15 protein-coding genes are annotated in these 17,830 nt (G+C 60.0%); 2 read left to right on the forward strand and 13 right to left on the reverse strand.

Translation table 11 applies throughout. The features are described from left to right. Positions 1–18: 18 nt before the first annotated feature. From paaE to C934_RS0111060, 12 genes are all read right to left on the reverse strand, one after another. Complete coding sequence (paaE, locus tag C934_RS0111005; protein WP_018856777.1) at positions 19–1,095, reverse strand: 1,2-phenylacetyl-CoA epoxidase subunit PaaE; 1,077 nt, start codon at positions 1,093–1,095, stop codon at positions 19–21. A 25-nt stretch (positions 1,096–1,120) separates the two neighbouring features. After that, positions 1,121–1,645, reverse strand: coding sequence for a 1,2-phenylacetyl-CoA epoxidase subunit PaaD (gene paaD / locus C934_RS0111010; protein ID WP_018856778.1), 525 nt, complete (start codon positions 1,643–1,645; stop codon positions 1,121–1,123). A 15-nt stretch (positions 1,646–1,660) separates the two neighbouring features. Further along, positions 1,661–2,440, reverse strand: a complete 780-nt coding sequence (paaC, locus tag C934_RS0111015; protein WP_018856779.1) for a 1,2-phenylacetyl-CoA epoxidase subunit PaaC — start codon at positions 2,438–2,440, stop codon at positions 1,661–1,663. Beyond that, on the reverse strand, positions 2,440–2,724 hold the full coding sequence (gene paaB / locus C934_RS0111020) for a 1,2-phenylacetyl-CoA epoxidase subunit PaaB (protein ID WP_018856780.1): 285 nt from the start codon (positions 2,722–2,724) through the stop codon (positions 2,440–2,442). Before paaB ends, paaC begins: the two co-directional genes overlap by 1 nt. 103 nt (positions 2,725–2,827) lie before the next feature. After that, on the reverse strand, positions 2,828–3,832 hold the full coding sequence (paaA, locus tag C934_RS0111025) for a 1,2-phenylacetyl-CoA epoxidase subunit PaaA (protein ID WP_018856781.1): 1,005 nt from the start codon (positions 3,830–3,832) through the stop codon (positions 2,828–2,830). Between the two features lie 25 nt (positions 3,833–3,857). Beyond that, positions 3,858–5,063, reverse strand: coding sequence for a 3-oxoadipyl-CoA thiolase (gene pcaF, locus C934_RS0111030; RefSeq protein ID WP_018856782.1), 1,206 nt, complete (start codon positions 5,061–5,063; stop codon positions 3,858–3,860). Between the two features lie 192 nt (positions 5,064–5,255). Then, on the reverse strand, positions 5,256–6,149 hold the full coding sequence (paaX, locus tag C934_RS0111035) for a phenylacetic acid degradation operon negative regulatory protein PaaX (protein ID WP_018856783.1): 894 nt from the start codon (positions 6,147–6,149) through the stop codon (positions 5,256–5,258). Positions 6,150–6,271: 122 nt separating this feature from the next. Further along, positions 6,272–7,678 carry an HlyD family type I secretion periplasmic adaptor subunit gene (locus C934_RS0111040; RefSeq protein WP_018856784.1) on the reverse strand — a complete coding sequence of 469 codons (1,407 nt, stop codon included), beginning with the start codon at positions 7,676–7,678 and terminating at the stop codon, positions 6,272–6,274. Then, entirely contained in the window at positions 7,675–9,819 is a 2,145-nt protein-coding gene (locus C934_RS0111045) for a peptidase domain-containing ABC transporter (RefSeq protein WP_026371740.1), read from the reverse strand. Before C934_RS0111045 ends, C934_RS0111040 begins: the two co-directional genes overlap by 4 nt. 38 nt (positions 9,820–9,857) lie before the next feature. After that, a complete protein-coding gene (locus C934_RS0111050; protein ID WP_018856786.1) occupies positions 9,858–10,166 on the reverse strand; it encodes a hypothetical protein in 309 nt (102 codons plus the stop codon). A gap of 26 nt (positions 10,167–10,192) precedes the next feature. Beyond that, positions 10,193–11,416 (reverse strand): GTP-binding protein, encoded by a 1,224-nt coding sequence (locus C934_RS0111055; RefSeq protein WP_018856787.1) that lies wholly within the window; start codon positions 11,414–11,416, stop codon positions 10,193–10,195. A 20-nt stretch (positions 11,417–11,436) separates the two neighbouring features. Further along, positions 11,437–16,086 (reverse strand): DUF4082 domain-containing protein, encoded by a 4,650-nt coding sequence (locus C934_RS0111060; RefSeq protein ID WP_018856788.1) that lies wholly within the window; start codon positions 16,084–16,086, stop codon positions 11,437–11,439. A 16-nt stretch (positions 16,087–16,102) separates the two neighbouring features. On the opposite strand from C934_RS0111060, the gene C934_RS35615 reads away from it, so the two are divergent. Further along, positions 16,103–16,666, forward strand: coding sequence for a hypothetical protein (locus C934_RS35615; protein WP_245267942.1), 564 nt, complete (start codon positions 16,103–16,105; stop codon positions 16,664–16,666). Between the two features lie 413 nt (positions 16,667–17,079). On the opposite strand, the gene C934_RS0111065 is transcribed toward C934_RS35615, so the two are convergent. Then, positions 17,080–17,313 (reverse strand): helix-turn-helix domain-containing protein, encoded by a 234-nt coding sequence (locus C934_RS0111065; RefSeq protein ID WP_018856790.1) that lies wholly within the window; start codon positions 17,311–17,313, stop codon positions 17,080–17,082. A gap of 199 nt (positions 17,314–17,512) precedes the next feature. Here C934_RS0111065 and C934_RS0111070 point away from each other — a divergent pair. Then, positions 17,513–17,830 (forward strand): LysR family transcriptional regulator (locus C934_RS0111070; RefSeq protein ID WP_018856791.1); only part of this gene is annotated, 318 nt, incomplete at its 3' end.

The raw sequence follows: 17,830 nt of genomic DNA on the forward strand, positions 1-17,830 counted from the left end.
CTCCCTCGCTTTCGCGCCTTATTGGTCGTAGCTGACCACGACCCGGTCGCTCAGCGGATAACATTGGCAGGTCAGAACATAGCCCTGGCGCACTTCGTAATCCTCGAGCGCATGGTTGACCTCCATCTCGGTCTCGCCCTCGATCACCTTGGCCCGACATGTGGAACAGACACCTGCCTTGCAGGCGTATGGCGCGTCCATGTTGTTCTCGAGCGCGGCTTCCAGCAGCGTTTGCCCCTGCTTCGGCATCTTGAAGACACGGGTTGCACCGTCGAGGGTGACGGTTGCCTCACACGCCGCGTCGCGATCGGCCAAGGCAGCGCTTTCCGTCTTTCGGCGCGCCCGGCCTGGCTGCGAGGAAGCAAAGAGCTCGAACTTGATCTGCTCTTCGCGCATCCCGTGGTCGCGAAGGGCAGCGGCGATCGTCAACATCATCGGTTCCGGACCGCAGATGAATGCGGTGTCGACGGATTTCAGGTCGATCCAGTGCCTGAACAATGCTGCGCACTTTTCGGTATCAATACGACCCGTGAAGAGGTCGATATCCTGGGCTTCGCTTTCCAGCACGTGCAGGATGGACAGGCGACCGAGATAGCTATTCTTCAGATCGTCCAGCTCCTCGCGGAACATGATCGAGCTGATCTGCCGGTTTGCGTAGACGAGCGTGAAGCGCGAATGGGGCTCACGCGCCAAGGTGGTCTTGATGATGGAGAGCACCGGCGTGATGCCGCTGCCGGCAGCAAAGCCGATGTAGCTCTTGGAAACTTCGGGCTCGATTGCCGTGAAGAACGCGCCCATCGGCGGCATCGCTTCCATCGTATCGCCAATCTTGAGCTCTTCATTGGCCCAGGTCGAAAAGCAGCCGCCGTCGACCCGCTTGATGCCGACCCTCAAGATACCTTCGTCACGCCCGGCACAGATCGAGTAGGAGCGACGGAGTTCCTCGCCATCGAACTGGCGGCGAAACGTCAGATACTGGCCCTGCGTGAAATCGAACGCACCGCGGTCCTCGTCCAGCGGAGCAAGGGTGACGACCACGGCATCGCGCGTCTCGCGCTTGACGTCGGTGACCTGAAGGGAATGGAAACGTGCCATATTGCGGACCTCACTAGGCAAAGGGTCAGATGCACTTGAAATAATCGAATGGTTCCAGACAGTCGGTGCAGCGATAGCTCGCCTTGCAGGGCGTCGAGCCGAACTGGCTGATCTTTTCGGTGTTTGCCGATCCGCAGCGCGGACAGGCGATCGTCAGATTGGAACGACCGGAGAGCCGATCGACGCGCTGGCGCAGGATCCCGTCGATCGCGGTGCCATCGACAGGCGGCGCAATGCCATAGGCCCTGAGCTTTTCGCGACCTTCGGCGCTGATCCAGTCCGTCGTCCAGGCCGGCGAAAGCTGGCGTTCCAGCCGCAGCTTTCCGATGCCCTTCTCATGCAGCGCCCGCTCGATATCGAGATTGATGATCGCGGTTGCCGGACAGCCCGAATAGGTTGGCGTTACCGTCACAACCAGCGTGTCGTCATCGAAGGCGACATCCCTGATAATGCCGAGATCAACCAGGGAGATCACCGGAATCTCGGGATCCGGAACCTCCGCAAGCCACTGCCAGACGTCTGATGTCGAAGGCAAAGTTACGGCCGTCATGACCGCCTCCTTCCGTTACCAGGTCGCGCCCGGATAAGCGCGCTGCAGGAATTGCAGATCGGCCAGGATGAAGCCCATATGTTCGGTATGAAGGCCGCGCTTGCCGCCCTTGTGCATGAAGCCATCGGCCGGCTTCTTGAGCGTTGCCTCGGACAGGGCCTCGCCAACAAGCTCGTCCCAGGCGGCCTTCAGGCTTTCCGGTTCCGGTGCAATGCCGGCAGCGACAAGCTCCGCGTCCGACGCGTCGCCGATGAAGAGTTCGCCGGTATAGGCCCAGAGATCGTCAAGCGCTTCCTGCATGCGACGATGGCTTTCGGCGGTACCGTCGCCAAGGCGGATGATCAGATCGCGGCTGCGATCGAGGTGATAGGCAACTTCCTTCGTGGCTTTTTCCGCGATTTCGGCAATGCGCTTGTCGGTCGAGCCGCAAAGCGCCTTCAGCATCAGGAAATGCCAGGCGTCGAACAGAAACTGACGCATCAGCGTCTTGCCGAAATCGCCATTCGGACGCTCGACCAGCAGGACGTTGCGGAAGTCGCGGGCATCACGCAGATAGGCGAGATTGTCGGCACTGCGGCCCCGGCCTTCGACTTCGCCGGCAAGTCCGAGCCAGAGTTGTGTCTGGCCGATCAGATCGAGCGCGGTGTTGGAAAGCGCAATGTCTTCCTCGAGCGCCGGTGAATGCCCGCACCATTCGGAAACGCGATGACCGAGGATCAGGGTATTGTCGCCCATGCGCGTGAGAAACTCGAAAAGTGCCGCCTGGCTGACGGCCGTGTTGGAGGCAGCGCTCATCACATATGCCCCACTTCTTCGGGAACGTCGAAGAATGTCGGATGACGATAGACCTTCGAATTCGAAGGATCAAAGAGTGGTCCCTTGTCCGAAGGCGCGCTGGCGGTGATGTCGCTCGAGCGTACCACCCAGATGCTCACGCCTTCGTTTCGGCGGGTGTAGACATCACGTGCGTTGTTGACGGCCATTTCGGCATCGGGCGCATGCAGGCTGCCGACATGCCGGTGATTGAGGCCGTGCTGGCCGCGGATGAAGACTTCCCAAAGAGGCCATTCGCTGGACATGGACATTTCTCCCGTCTTGCGTTTCTCACGGGCCATGGCCCGGAAATCGCGTATTGTTAAGACTTGCGACTGCTTGGAGCGGACGCCGATGCGTCCGGACGCATTATTCGGCTGCGGTGCGCTGAGCGGCGCGACGCGATGTCATCTTCTCGGCGTGGGCAACGAGACCGTCCCGGAACCAGGCGCCATCGTTCCATGCCTTCTGCCGGGCGCCGAGGCGTTCGGCGTTGCACGGGCCGTTGCCGGCAATGACGGCGAAGAACTCGGTCCAGTCAGGTTCGCCGAAGTCGTAGCCGCCCTTTTCCTCGTTCCACTTCAGATCCGGGTCCGGAACGGTGAGGCCGAGATATTCCGCTTGCGGCACTGTCTGGTCGACGAACTTCTGGCGCAACTCGTCATTCGAATTCTGCTTGATCTTCCAGGACATGGACTGGGCGGAATGCACTGATGCGTCGTCGGAGGGGCCAAACATCATCAGCGATGGCCACCACCAGCGGTTCAAGGCATCCTGGACCATTTCCTTCTGGGCGGGCGTGCCCTTGACCATCTTCATCAGGATGTCGAAGCCCTGGCGCTGATGGAAGCTTTCTTCCTTGCAGATGCGGACCATGGCGCGGGCGTAAGGCCCGTAGGAACAGCGTTGCAGCGGCACCTGGTTCATGATCGCCGCGCCATCGACCAGCCAGCCGATCGCGCCGATGTCGGCCCAGCTCAGCGTCGGGTAGTTGAAGATCGAGGAGTATTTCGCCTTGCCACTGTGCAGCTGCTCGTACATCTCGTCCCTGGTGATGCCGAGCGTTTCGGCCGCACAGTAGAGGTAAAGCCCATGTCCGGCCTCGTCCTGAACCTTGGCGAGCAGGATCGCCTTGCGCTCGAGCGTCGGGGCACGAGTGATCCAGTTGCCTTCGGGCAGCTGGCCGACGATTTCGGAATGCGCATGCTGGCTGATCTGGCGCATCAGTGTCTTGCGATAGCCTTCGGGCATCCATTCCTTCGGCTCGATCTTCTGGCCGGCGTCAATGCGCTCCTGGAAGGCGCGTTCGATCGGATCCATTTCATCGAGCGTCTTGACGCGGGCGCTGTCGGTCTTGACCATCTGTGCGTACATGGTTCGTCTCCTTTGCCTTGGCGCGTCAGACGCGCTCGAGAATGATCGCGATGCCCTGGCCGACGCCGATGCACATGGTGCAAAGCGCGTAGCGACCGCCCTGGCGATGCAATTGGTAGGTTGCCGTCGTGACCAGCCGGGCACCGCTCATGCCGAGCGGATGGCCCATCGCGATGGCGCCGCCATTCGGATTGACATGGGGCGCATCATCGGGGAGGTCCAGATCGCGCAGCACGGCGAGCGCCTGGGCGGCAAAAGCTTCGTTGAGCTCGATCACATCCATCTGGCCGATCGAAAGACCGGCGCGCTCGAGCACCCGCCGCGCGGCCGGTGCCGGGCCGACGCCCATGATGCGCGGTTCGACGCCGGCTGCCGCCATTGCGACGATACGCGCCTTCGGCGTCAGGCCTTGTGCCTTCGCGGCCGCTTCGCTTGCAACGGCGAGAGCGGCTGCACCGTCATTGACGCCCGATGCATTGCCGGCTGTAACGCTGAGATCAGGGCCATTGACGCCCTTCAATCTGGAAAGCTGGTCGATCGTCGTGCCTGGACGAGGGTGCTCGTCGCGATCGACAATGATGGGGTCGCCCTTCTTTTGAGCGACCTTGACGGCGACCAGTTCATCCGCGAAGAGGCCGGCCTCCTGAGCAGCCGCCCAGCGGGCCTGGCTGCGGGCCGCGAAAGCGTCTTGGTCGGAGCGGCTGACGCCGAAATCGGCTGCCACATTGTCGGCCGTCTGAGGCATCGAATCGACGCCAAACCCTGCCTTCATCTTCGGATTGACGAAGCGCCAGCCGATCGTCGTGTCGTAGATGGCGTTGGAGCGGGAAAAGGCGCTGTCTGCCTTCGGCATGACGAAAGGCGCCCGGCTCATGCTTTCAACGCCGCCGGCAATCACGAGGTCACAGTCGCCGGCGCGGATCGCTCTTGCCGCCATGCCGACGGCATCCATGCCGGAGCCGCACAGGCGGTTGACGGTTGTTGCAGGGACACTGATCGGCATGCCCGACAAAAGGACAGCCATGCGGCCGACATTGCGATTGTCTTCGCCCGCCTGATTGGCGCAGCCGTAGATCAGATCATCGACCTTGCTCCAGTCGACGTCAGGATTGCGTTCCATCAGCGCAGTGAGGGGGAGGGCGGCCAGATCGTCTGCGCGAACCGTTGCCAGCGCGCCGCCATAGCGACCGATGGGTGTGCGAACGGCATCACAGATGAATGCTTCCGACATGCGCGATTTCCTCCTGCTCTCGCAAAGCTGATCAATTCAGTATTGATTAACCGACCGATCGGTCATGTTATTAGCATGCGATATGTCACAGAGCAATGCATTTTTGTGGAAAGTTTGTGATATTTAATATTCTGCAGGAAAAACCTTAGCACGAAAGCCGCGCCGGCGGCCGAAAAGCTGATCGTGAGATTGCTAGAAAGCCTCGTGGGCCAGCATCCCCAGGCGCAGGTCCGTCGCTGCGGTCGATGCGGGCAAAGGCCCGGAGGCCGTGACAAAGGTGCGGGCCACGTGGGCATCGGCGGCCGGAGAAAGTTGCCTGTAGGCCCGGGCAAACAGCTGCCGCGCTGCCTTTCCCGGCCAGTCGTCGGGGAGTGCGCCTGAGGGCAATCTCGGATCGTGTAGATGAACGGCGCGGAAGCGATGCACGAGTAGCAGGCGGATGGTCAGCGCCATGGAAGGCGAAAAACTGACGGAGGCATCCGGGCTGAGCAGAGCACCGAACTGCGCCAGAAAAACCGCATACGCTTCCGCATGCACTGTCAGATCCCAGTACTCGGAGGCGAATTCTTGCAGGGCTTTTGGATCTCGTGGCGGTTCTGCGCGGAAAATCAGGGCAGGCACTGTCGCGGTCACCGCCCTTGCAGGGCCGACCGCCAGGCGGTCGTTGAGACGCGCGTGGCCAGCGCGCTTCAGCACCTGCATGGCGTCTTCGACCGCTGGCCCCATCACATGAACGAACTGCCACCCGCTCTCCTCGGGAGCAGAAAACAGCACGCGGGCCGCTGCCGCGAACTCGCTGCCGGCCGAGTGTGACAGTCGGTAGTAGCTGCGCCGTCCTTCTCTTTCTCCGGAAAGCTGGCCTGCGGCGACGAGCCGGGAGACGGCGGTGCGCACCAGCGTCTCGCTGATGCCAACGTCCGCGCAGGTCTCGATCAGGTTGCCGATCCAGGCAATGCCGCCGCGCGGCTCGACGACGTCACCGTAGATAGTCACGATGAAGCTCGCTGCCTTCAGCGGGCTTTCATCCAGAATGCGTCGAATCAACTCGCTTGCCCGAGCATCTTCAGGATTTGTCGCTGCCGTCACCGATTCCTCCCTGGATGGTGACAGTGCGACTAGCATATTGTCGAGGACACTGCATCCCCACTGGACGCGAGGCGCTGAGGCGGAGCCATCAGGCATCCGCCAACAGGGAGACCGCTGTCGTATCAGGGTTCTCTGATTGCGCTGTCGAGCCCTCGCAAGATGGGATAGAGGAAGTAGGAGATGACCGTGCGACGCCCCACCATGATCTCGGCTGAAACGGTCATGCCGGGAAGCAGTCTCACGGGCTCGTCCGAGCCTTTCAGCTTTGGATCTGCAAGCGGTATGCGTGCCTTGAAGTAAGGCGCTGGCGTCTGGGTCGCTGCCTCCTGCTGGGATGGCGTGAATGCATCGCGGCTCACCGTCCTGACCGTTCCGGATGCGGTGCCGAACTTCTGGAACGGATAGGCGTCAAATTTGATCCGCGCATCCTTGCCCGCCGTGATACGACCGATGTCACGCGTATTGACGTTGACCTCTGCCTCAAGCGGGACATTCAGTGGAACAAGCGTCAAGATCGGCTCTGCCTCCCGAACGACGGAGCCGACGGAGCGCGCCGCAAGGTCAAGCACGACGGCATCAGCCGGTGCCGACAGGACCACCATGTCGCGGCGAAGCTCCATCTTCTTCAGTTCTTCGGCCGCAGTGTCGCGCTGGCTGCGCAGGTCGACGAGCTGCTCCATGGCTGCGCGCCTGAAGTCTTCGATAAATGCCTGTCGGTCTGCCTTGAGCTTGGCGAAGGTATGCTCGGCCTCATCGGCCCTGCCCTGGACGGCCGAAAGAGTGGTCTCGACGTCAAGGCGGGCGTCACGCGACCCCAGAAGCGTTATCAGGGATCCGCTCTCGCGATTATAAAGCCGCTCCCTCGCACCCTCGATCTGGGACAGCGTTTCGCGTCGATTGGTGAGGACTGCCTCCTGGTTTCGGCTGGAAGCAATCGTCGCTGCCTGGGCCGCAATCTGCTGATCGTAGTTCTGCAACTGAGCCATGTAATAGGCGCGGCGCTGTCCGAACAGCTGCATCTGAAGCAGTTCGTCGCGCGATCCGCCCGCCGTCTGGGTGTAGTCCGCACCGGCAAGCTCTGCTTCCAGACGCTTCACCTGGGCGTCGAGTGCAACAAATTTTGCCCGCTGCTGATCGGCGTCAGCCTGGCTGAACGTCGCGTCAAGCGTGGCAAGCACCTGGCCCTTCTGCACGATCGCGCCGGCCGCCACATTGATCGTTCGGATGATCGATGTTTCGAGCGGCTGCACGACGATGGTCGGCTCAGTCGTGATCAGCTTGCCGGGGGCAACGACGACCTCGTCGATCGATGACACCGACGCCCAGGTGATGGCCGCAGCAATCAGCGCGGTGATGCCGTAGAGCGTCATGCGGGCGACCCTTGGCGGAGCGCGCTCCTCCAGCTCCACGGCATCCGACTGGAACTCCGCAATCGCTGATGGCAGCGAGCGCCGGAGGGCTGGCTGCGTGACCGGGGCGGTCGTTGGAACAGGCAGGTTCTCTCCTGGTTTTTGAGCGCGCGCGTTCATGCTACCTGCCTCATCTGCTGTGACCAAAGGTGACGGTATGTCATGCAGCGTGTGACCAGCTGATCATGCCTGCCGATATCGGCGATCTTGCCGCGTTCGACGACGAGAATGGCATCGGAGTCGACGAGCGTGGAGAGCCGGTGAGACACGATGACCACCGTTCTTCCTGCCGCAATCTGGCTGAGGTTCTGACGAATGATCGTCTCGCTGTCAGGGTCGAGTGCGCTGGTGGCCTCGTCGAGAATGAGGAGTTTTGGATCGGTAATGAGCGCTCTGGCGATTGCCAGACGCTGTTTCTGACCGCCCGACAGGTTCGAGGCGTTTTCTTCCAGCATGGTGTCGAAGCCACGCGGAAGCCGCTCGATGAACTCCTCAGCGCCCGCAATGCGTGCCGCTTCCATGATTTCCTCGATGCTTGCATCGGGCTTTGCCGCCGCGATGTTTTCGCGAACGGTTCCGCGGAAGAGGAAGTTGTCCTGCAGCACGACACCCGTACTCGTCCTCAGATGCACGAGGTCGATCTCGCGGCTGTCATAGCCGTCCATCCGCACAATGCCCTGCTGGTTCTGATAGAGACCCTGGATCAGCCTGGTGATCGTCGTCTTGCCCGAACCACTCTTGCCAACAACACCGAAGACGGAGCCGGCGGGAATGCTGAAGGAGACGTTGTCGAGCGCCGGCGGGCCGTCCGGCCCGTAGCGGAACGTCACCTTGTCGAATTCGATGTTGCCTCGAAGGTGCGGGCGAATACCACGACCGCGACCAGCCTGTTCCGGGCGCTGGTTCATGATCTCGCCGAGCATGCGCACCGAAAGCGCAACTTCCTGGTACTCGTGCACCATCGTCACGATCTGGACAAGTGGGCCAGAGACGCGACCGGCCAGCATGTTGAATGCGACCAGCGCACCAATCGTCATCGCGCCATTGAAGACATCGAGCGCGCCAAGGCCAATGATGGCGACACTCATCAGCTTCTCGAGAAGTCCGGTCATCGATTGAGCAGCCGTCGAGATCTTCTCGACACGGAACCGGACAGAGATCGATTGCGCCGAATAGTCGTCCCATGCGCGACGCTGGCGGGGTTCAAGCGCCAGCGACTTGACGGTTCGCATGCCGTGGACGGTTTCAACGAGCAAGGCCTGCCGATCGCCTTCGGCCTTGTAGAGTGCCTGAAGACGGCGCTGGAAGGGGCCGACGAGCAGCATGACGACGAGGCCGACAAGGGCTGCAAAGCCGATGACAACGAGCGTCAGCTTGACGCTGTAGAGAAGCAGGATCGGAATGAAGACCAGCAGCGAGACGCCGTCGAGAAGTGTCAGGAACAGGCGGCCGGTCAGAAACTCGCGGATCCTGCCGGTCTGCTGCATATGCTTGACGAGGACACCTGCCGATGCCTGCTCGAACAAGGCAATGGGAAGATTGAGCAGATGACCGAAGGTGCGCGTCGCAATACGGATATCGATCCTGTTCGTGGCATAGAGCAACAGGTAGCGGCGCAGGAAACTGAAGGCCGCATCGAAGACGAGCGCAATGCCGATGCCGATGGTCAGGACCGTCAGCGTCGCGTAGCTTTGATGGACGAGCACCTTGTCGATGACGAGCTGGAAGAAGATCGGCGTCATCAGGCCAAGGCCGTACAGGACGATGGCGGCAAGGGCGACATCGCGGAAGAAACTGCGCTGCTTGATGATTTCAGGAATGAACCAGCGGAAGCCGAAGGGCTGGTCGGCATCATTGATGCCGAAGTTCCGCTTCATCATCACCACAGATCCACACCAGGACCTGATGAACTGCTCCTGGTTCAGGAGAATGAAGTCAGGGCGCTCGGCGAGCGGGTCGAGAACCCTGATCTTTGCCTCTTCCTCACCCATGGCGGGGCCGGCAATGACGACCCAGTTGCCGTTGTCGAGTTCCGCCAGAACCGGGAAGGCTTCGCCCAACTGGAGCAGCGATGTCCAGGAGAGCTTGATCTGCCTTGCGCGCAGTCCGGCATCCTTGGCCATGCGCAGCAACTGCCGGGTTTCGACCGGCCGTTCGTCGACTGCATAGTCGTGCTGCAGGCGCTCGGGCGACAGATCGACGCCGTGATGGCGTGCAACGAGAGCAAGGCAGTGTAGATTGGTGTGCAAAAACGTACTCATGGCCCACCCGGGTGTCTGGGTTGAAGAAGTGGCGTTGGTCAGTTGAAGTTCGGCGATGCGTTTGCCGAGCTGCCCGACGGCTGGATGATTTCAGCCTTCGCGCTTGATGGCAGATCATTGATACGGCGCACCGCACCGGCTTCGACCAATCCACCAAGGGCCTTCTGCATCAGGTCGACGGCATTCGCGAAAGCGTCGACCGGCATGATGATCCGCTGGCGGAAGACCGGCTTCGGGTTGTTGTTCTGATCGCGCTCGGTGGCCGACAGCGACATCAGATCGATGCGCACGATGGTGCCGGTGACAGTGATTTCGCCAATTCCGTCTGCATAGAGTTCATTGCTCATTGTCGTCTCCTCGTTTTGATGAGTGGTCATGGATGGTGATGCTGTGCCTGTTGCCAGGCCGGGAACGGATCCGTCAGATGTCTGCCGAGATCCGGGTCGAAGCTTGCTTCGTCTCCGATCAGGCAGTCGTCGAGCGCTGCGCTGATCGCCTTTTGATCAAAGCCCGCGCCGATGAACACGAGTTCCTGGCGGCGATCGCCCCACACGGCATCCCAATACCGGTCGAGCAACTGGCGGAATTGCGGGTAGCGTGGCCAATGCGCCCTGGATACGCTGGCCCACCAGAAGCCCTTGGTGTCCATGCGTCGCTGTGTGCCGGCAATCGAAAGCAGTCCGATTTCGTTCGGCCGTGTTGCCAGCCAGAAGTGCCCCTTGGCGCGAATGAGGCCCGGCCATTGCTGCGCGAGAAAGCGATCGAGTGCAGCAGGATCAAAGGGGCGGCGTGCGCGATAGACGAAGCTCGAAATGCCGTATTCTTCGGTTTCGGGAACATGATCGCCCCAGCCATAGAGCTCCTTGTGCCAGTACGGGTGCCGGGAGGACTTCGCCTCGCTGAAAAGCCCGGTATCGAGAATGGCGGAAAGGGCGAGGTGACCGAAGTCCGTCTCGACGACACGCGCATCGGGATTGAGTGCCGCAACGACCTGGCGCACCATCGCGCGTGTTTCCGGACTGACCTCCGAGACCTTGTTGATCACGACGACATCGGCAAACTCGATCTGCTCCACCAGAAGGTCAACGAGTGTCCGTTCGTCGTCGGTGTCCCGGGTTTCTCCACGGTCGCTCAGGAAATCGGCGCCCGAGTAGTCCGCCAGAAGGTTGGCGGCGTCGACGACGGAAACCATCGTATCGAGCCTGGCAACATCGCAAAGCGCGCTGCCGTTTTCGTCACGGAAGGAGAATGTGGCGGCGATCGGCAGAGGTTCGGCAATCCCGGTACCCTCGATCAGCAGATAGTCGAAGCGATCGTCGGCAGCAAGCCGGCGCACTTCGCTCAACAGATCGTCGCGCAGCGTGCAACAGATGCAGCCGTTGGTGAGTTCGACCAGTGTTTCATTGGTGTGCGACAGGTTCGCGCCGCCATCACGAACGAGCTCGGCATCGATGTTGATCTCGCTCATGTCATTGACGATGACGGCGACCCGGCGTCCTTCCCGGTTACGCAATACATGGTTGAGGATGGTTGTCTTTCCCGCGCCGAGGAAACCCGCCAAAACCGTTACTGGGAGGCGCTTGTCGCCACCTGTCATTGATACTCCCCCACTCGCTGTTACGCTGCGAGCTGCTGCCTGAATGCCACGTCCACATAGTAGTTGGTGCTGTTGTATGTGCTCGTCGGGAACAACCCGCTGGAGCCATATGCATAGAGGCCGTTGCCACCGCTCAGCGCCGACGACATGGCCTGCAGATTGCCGTTGGTCGTCGTGTCGCTGAAGTAGTTGCCGGTTGCCGAATAATTGCCGTTCGTGCTGTAGGAGACGACGTATGTCGTGTCGGCATCGATTGCGACCTGCTGCGAAAGATTGACAGACTGCCAGCCGCTTGCGCTCTCGTTGGTGAAAGTCGCGCTCGCCAGCAGCGTGCCGCTTGCCGTCCAGAGATAGCCGGTATGGGGTCCGGTATTCTCCTCGCTCTTGTAGAAGCGAATGCCGGTGATCCAGCCAGCTGCATTCGACTGGAACTTCATGCCGAGATTGACCGGGCTGTTGTCATCGACGGACGCGATGGCGGGCGTGGTGCCGGCAGCAAAGACGTTCTGCTCGCTGCCCTGATTGGTCACGTTCACCGCGACATTGGCCGTTGATGTTTGCCCCTGTGTGTCCTGGATCGTGTAGTCGAAGCTCGCCGCGCCGGTATAGCCTGCGAGCGGCGTGAAGGTGATTGTGCCCGCCTGGCTATTGAATGCTACCGTGCCGTTGATCGCATTGCTGACGCTTGCCACCGAGATCTGGTCACCGTCCGGATCGCTATCGTTGGCAAGGAGGCTCGATGCCTGCAGGACAATCGGCGTTCCGATGCCTGTAGACACGCCATTGTCATTGACAGCAACAGGTGCACTGTTTTGCGTCGACTGTTGATAGATGACATCGACCCAGTAATTGGCCGAACTGTAGGAGGCTGATGGAAACAGTGTTCCGGTCCCGTAAGCATAGACGCCGTTACCACCGCTCGTCGAACTGGAAGGTGCTGTCAGCACGCCGTTGCTATGGTCGGTCGTGAAGTAGTTGGGCGTCGCCGCATAGAAGCCGTTCGAATGATAGCTTGCGACATAGGTCACACCGGCAGAAATGGTCACCGGCTGCGAGAAGGTCACAGTTTGCCAGCCGCTTGCCGTTTCGTTGGTAAACGTCGCCGTTGCGAGAAGTTGGCCGGTGCTGCTCCAGAGCGAGCCAACATGGGTGCCGACGTCCTGGGCACTCTTGTAGTAGCGCAAGCCCGTGATTTCGCCGCGTGCGGATGCCACGAACTTGACGCCCAATTCAACAGAGGAGGAGTCATCTCCAGCGGGAACACTTGGCGTGTCCGAGCTCGTGAACAAACCGGCACCAGTGGCTTGAGCTCCGACATTGAGGGAGACAGTGGCAGTGGATGTTCCGCCGCGACCGTCAGAAATGGAGTAGCTGAAGCTTGCAGCGCCTACGTAGCCTGTCGTTGGTGTGAAGATGACGGAGTTGGATTGGCTATCAAACGTCACCGTGCCATTTGTTGCGCCATCTGCCCCGGTGATCGTCAGCCCATCGCCATCAGGATCCGTGTCGTTGGCAAGCAGGCTTGCTGCCGCGATTGACAAGGCTGTGTTCGAGTAGGTGGTAAACCCGTTATCGTTTGCTGCAACCGGGGCACTGTTGACTGTCGATTGATTGAAGACGACATCCACCCAGTAGTTCGCCGCCTGGTAGCTGGAGGTTGGGAACGTCGTATTCGCCCCATAGGAGAAGACGCCGTTGCCGCCGCTGGCAGCGCTGGACAAGCCGGTCAGCGCACCACTGGTATGAGCAGTCGAGAAATAGTCGGCAGTTGCGACATAGCTGCCTGTCGTATGATAGGAAGCAACGTAGGTTGTTCCAGCTGTAATCTGGATTGGCGAGGAAAACTTGGCCGTCTGCCAACCGCTCAGGGACTCATTTGTGAATGTGACAGTGGCGATCAGCGTCCCGTCGGCAGTCCATATTGAACCAGTATGCGGCCCAGTATCGCCTGTCGCCTTGTAGAAGCGAATGCCGGTGAGCGTTCCGCTTGTCGAGGCGGAAAATTTCATGCCCAGTTCGAGTGGGGCATTGTCGTTGTAGCCCGTATTTCCAGGGCCTTCGCCGGCCTGGAACAGTGATTGGCCGACCGGCCCTTCCTCGACGGTCAGGCTGACATCGCCTTGATCAGTGCCGCCGCGGCCGTCGGAAAGCGTGTAGCTGAAGCTTGCCGGCCCGGTGTAGTTCGCATTGGGCGTGAAGATGACATTGCCGGTCTGGGTATCCAGCGAAACCGTTCCATTCAGAGCGTTGCTTACAGCGGAGATGGTTAGCGCGTCACCGTTCGGATCGCTGTCATTGGCAACGAGAGACGCTATCGAAATCGTCAATGTGCCATTGCGTGAGACCGAGAAGCCGCTGTCATCGCTGGCAATAGGAACGCTGTTCGGCCCAGCGTCGAAGATGACGTCAACCCAGTAGTTCGACCCGCCGGGGTTGTTGCCGGGAAAAGTGCTGGTCGAGCCGTACGCATAGACACCGCCACCGTCGACTGCCTTCAGCGCACCATTGGCGTATGTCGAACCGAAATAGTTCTCCGTGACGGAGAAGAACCCGTTGCTGTGATAGGATGCGACATAGGTTGTTCCGGCAGAAATCGCGATCGGGCTGGAGAACATGACGGTCTGCCAACCCGAAAGTGATTCGTTGACCGAGACGCCGGTTGCAATCAGCGTCCCAGTGCTGGTCCAGAGACTGACAACATGCTCGCCGGTGTTATAGAAGCCCTTGTAGAAGCGGATCCCCTCGACAAACCCTCCCGTTGTGGCCTGGAAGCGCACCCCAAGCTCCACGGGATCGCGATCGATCGCGGTTTCCACGGTCGGCTTTGATGCGAGTGTCCAGAGACTTGAAGTCGCTGGCAGGGCCACCGTGACCTGCTTGCCGGATGATGGGGTTTCCATGTTGACACTGTCATCCACGGCGCGTGACATGACCGTGTAAGTACCGCTGGCCTGGACGACCCAGTTGTAGCTCCAGTTCTCGCGGCCGGTGGCCTTGAACCAGTGCTGTCCACCGTCGGTGGAGACTTCGATGCCAGCAATGATGCCGCCCCCGAAATCCTGCGCCGTGCCAGTGATGGTCACGTGCTGTCCCTCGACAAAGCTTGCACCAATGATGGGCGAGGTGATTGTCGACGTTGGCTTCAATGTATCAGTCGACTGCGTTGCCAGAATCAGGCTGGCATCCAGAGTCGTTGGCTGAATCCCCATGTCCGCGAACATGTTGACCATGGCCTGCTGTACGTTCGGATCAGTCGGCGTGTAGGTCCCCTCATGCTGATCGTTCAGACCCCAGGACCAGAAAACGGTGCCGGCGCCAAAGACCAATGCGCCACTTTCCGCACGGTACATCGTCAGGCTGTGTTCAACGACGGCGTCGCCTACTGTCGTGCCGTAGTCACGCAGGTAGCTGTTGACCGACACACTGGACAGGGACAGGTTGATCAGTCCAGCGGGCCGGAAGCCATTTTCGACGTCAGAGTCCCATTCGTAGCCCAACAGGTTCTGAACGAGGTTGTAGGTTTCCCCGGGCTGCAGATTGGCAACATCGGTGTTTCGCCAGAAGCGCAGGTTTGAATAGTCGTAGGGTATGGATATGGTATCTGCGCGATAGCTGTCGACCGTGAACATGGTTCCGGTCAGCGAGTTTTCTGGCTCCTGTCCGGGGTCGGCATAGCGTGGATCGCGCCACGTCCCTGTGCCGGTATCGCTCGGGTCAGTGCTGGTTCCCCAGGTCTCCTTGTAACAGACCATCGTGCGGTAGGCCTGACCATTTCCGTCGATGCTGCTTTCCCAACGGACCTTCCAGTAGCACTCGTTGCCGCTCCAGAAGGCGAGATTGACACCGCTGTCACGTGCGGCCTCGACGTTGGCGCGCTGATCGGCAGACCAGTACTCGTCATGACCGACCGACAGATAGGCCTGGTGGTTGAGCAGCAGGTTGCCGTTTCGGGAGGCGTCGACGCCTGAGATGTAGGATACGTCGTAACCGTTCTGTTCCAGCCATTGGATCGCGGAATGCTCGGCCCCGAAAATGTAATCCCAGGTTCCGCCAACCGGGCTGGTATTGGTGATGATCGGCCGGTTGTAGCTGATTGCCGATGCACGCCCAATTGCCGTCAGGCCGCAACTGCAGTTCGGAGGCAGGTAGCCGATCATGTCTGCCGGATCGACTGGAACCTCTCCGTAGTAGAGGCTCGCCCCACCCCAGGCATTGTAGGCCTGCCAGGTCGTATCGGATGTCTGGAAGACAATGTCGCTCGTCGAGGCGTCGTCACGCACGACAAATGGAATGATGCTCGCGTCTTCTGTCCCATCCTCGCGGACCAGTTTGGCAATATAAACGCCTGATACCGCATCATCCGGAATCTGCCAGCTTGCAGATACCGACCAGTTGCCGCAGTCGATCAGGCCAAGAGACATGTCGACGATCGGATGCGGCTGGATCTGTGCCGTCGTCAGTGACTGGTCGATCGACGCGACCTTGCGCGCACCATCCCCGCCGTAATAGCCGAGGCGATAGATATCGATGCGATAGTGGGTCGAATCCGTTGCGATCTTGAAGTCGACCGTCTGACCGATGTTGGTGCTGATTTCTGTCGCAAAGCCCTGAATGGTCCCGCCGCCGTCACCGTCGAGACCCCATTCGCTGATCGGATTGCCCTGCTTCATGTTTTCGAGGGCGATCTTGTTGAGCGTCGGGGTGGCAGCAGGCGTAACTGTAACTGTCTCTGTCGTTAACGAGGCTGTTGCGGCCAGGGTCGCCGGTGCAGTCGCCGGTGTTGACGGGGATGAACTGTCTGGCTCCGTCGGTCCCGCGCTTGCTACCGAGAACTTCAGGACCGGAGCACTCGACGTATCGCTCACGCTTGAGCCCTGCAGGGTAGGCTCCGGGGCAGCCGACAGCGCCGGCTCCAGCGACGTCGTGACGATAAGCGTGGAAGGATCTGGAGGCAGGACGGTGCGTGGTTTCGGCGTCTGCGGGTCGGAAGTCGAAGAATCTGCGGTCGGCGTTGTGGCGGTAGTAAGCGCCAAGCTCGTTCCGCCCGTCGTATCGCCTGCGGGAGAGGCGGTTGAAGCTCCTGACGTTTGTGACGCCGCTGCATTTGTCAAAGGAGTTGCTGTGGTCGTCGATCCCGTGAGCGGGTTTACAGAGCTGACGGCACTCAAATCGGCAACTGCGCTGTCGCTGGCTGACGAACTCACTGTTGCGTTGACGAAAAGGGCGCTGCCTGTTGCCGCTGCGCTGTAAACAGTTGAGGTGCCACCGTACGCGCTCAAATAGTCGCGGTCCTTGATGTTGATCCTCAGCATGACAAACGCCCTCACTAGCACTGCGACACATGTTCAGGGAATTATCCTGTCATGTTTGCGGCAAGAGAGAACGACAGTAATCTGCGGTAAGTAGTATCGTAGGGCATACCCCGATAGGATTATCGATAAGCTATTGAACGGCTTTTATTTAAGTTGGCTCCGTTCCGCTGAAAGTAATACTTAAAGCAGTCGGCTCGAGTGAGGACTCCTTCGGGCTGAGGCAGTTCGGTCGCGTGAGTTCCATAGGCTCGGTGGTTTGACTATAAATACCGCGGGAACTCCGACCTCTGCCTCGACCTCGAAATAGCGCAGCCCTCCGGTGGGCGGCTAGATTTGATAGCGGAATCTGCGTTATTTTTGCGGAAGGTTTCCTTCATCGTGCAAGAGCCGGATGCCCGGACCTCCCGAGCCCGAATAGTCTCCATCGATGAAAACAATACCCGTATTCTCCAATACGGATCGGATAGCGGCTATTGTGCGCGGCTTGAGTTCATCACCGCGTTCGAAGCGTACCAAGGTATTTGTCGAAACACTGGCTGCTTCGGCAAGTTCCTTAACGCTCATGCCAAGCGCTGTGCGCGCCATTTTGCACTGGACGGGCAACAAAATCGCTATCCCATGTTGAAATCGCCTTGACATGGCGATTTTGACTTGTAGTATGTGTCCATTATTGATCGAACACTCGTTAAGACTGATTCTTCAAAAAGTTAACCTAGCTCCGCCGTAAGGGGTGAGGCAACAGACGTGCAACCAAATGATACGTGGTTGGACGCCGGAGCGGCCTATGGAACTACGCCAACTTACCTATTTCAAAGCGGTGGCCGAGGAACTGCACTTCGGCCGGGCGGCAGCTAGGATGCGCATTGCCCAGCCGGCCCTCAGCAATCACGTGATGTCGCTGGAAAGGGAACTTGGCTGTCCGCTGTTCATCCGCTCGACGAGAAGGGTGGAGCTGACCAGGGCAGGAGAAACCTTCTATGATCGCTGTGTGCGGATCCTGAGCGACATCGACCTGACCACCGAACTGACCCGGGCAGCCGGCGGCAGCCGCATCCGCCAGATCAGGATCGGCAGCATCTACCCGGCCACCATGGGCATGCTG

Origin of the sequence: Rhizobium sp. 42MFCr.1 (assembly GCF_000377185.1) — a bacterium.
GTDB classification, from domain to species: domain Bacteria; phylum Pseudomonadota; class Alphaproteobacteria; order Rhizobiales; family Rhizobiaceae; genus Rhizobium; species Rhizobium altiplani.

Bases quoted from the DNA above. Each gene is read 5' to 3' on its own strand.
- paaE (WP_018856777.1), bottom strand. From the start codon at position 1,095: ATGGCACGTTTCCATTCCCTTCAGGTCACCGACGTCAAGCGCGAGACG.
- C934_RS0111060 (WP_018856788.1), bottom strand. From the start codon at position 16,086: ATGAAGCAGGGCAATCCGATCAGCGAATGGGGTCTCGACGGTGACGGC.
- paaA (WP_018856781.1), bottom strand. From the start codon at position 3,832: ATGTACGCACAGATGGTCAAGACCGACAGCGCCCGCGTCAAGACGCTC.
- C934_RS0111040 (WP_018856784.1), bottom strand. From the start codon at position 7,678: ATGAACGCGCGCGCTCAAAAACCAGGAGAGAACCTGCCTGTTCCAACG.
- paaC (WP_018856779.1), bottom strand. From the start codon at position 2,440: ATGAGCGCTGCCTCCAACACGGCCGTCAGCCAGGCGGCACTTTTCGAG.
- paaD (WP_018856778.1), bottom strand. From the start codon at position 1,645: ATGACGGCCGTAACTTTGCCTTCGACATCAGACGTCTGGCAGTGGCTT.
- paaB (WP_018856780.1), bottom strand. From the start codon at position 2,724: ATGTCCAGCGAATGGCCTCTTTGGGAAGTCTTCATCCGCGGCCAGCAC.
- C934_RS0111050 (WP_018856786.1), bottom strand. From the start codon at position 10,166: ATGAGCAATGAACTCTATGCAGACGGAATTGGCGAAATCACTGTCACC.
- C934_RS0111055 (WP_018856787.1), bottom strand. From the start codon at position 11,416: ATGACAGGTGGCGACAAGCGCCTCCCAGTAACGGTTTTGGCGGGTTTC.
- C934_RS0111045 (WP_026371740.1), bottom strand. From the start codon at position 9,819: ATGAGTACGTTTTTGCACACCAATCTACACTGCCTTGCTCTCGTTGCA.
- pcaF (WP_018856782.1), bottom strand. From the start codon at position 5,063: ATGTCGGAAGCATTCATCTGTGATGCCGTTCGCACACCCATCGGTCGC.
- C934_RS0111065 (WP_018856790.1), bottom strand. From the start codon at position 17,313: ATGGCGCGCACAGCGCTTGGCATGAGCGTTAAGGAACTTGCCGAAGCA.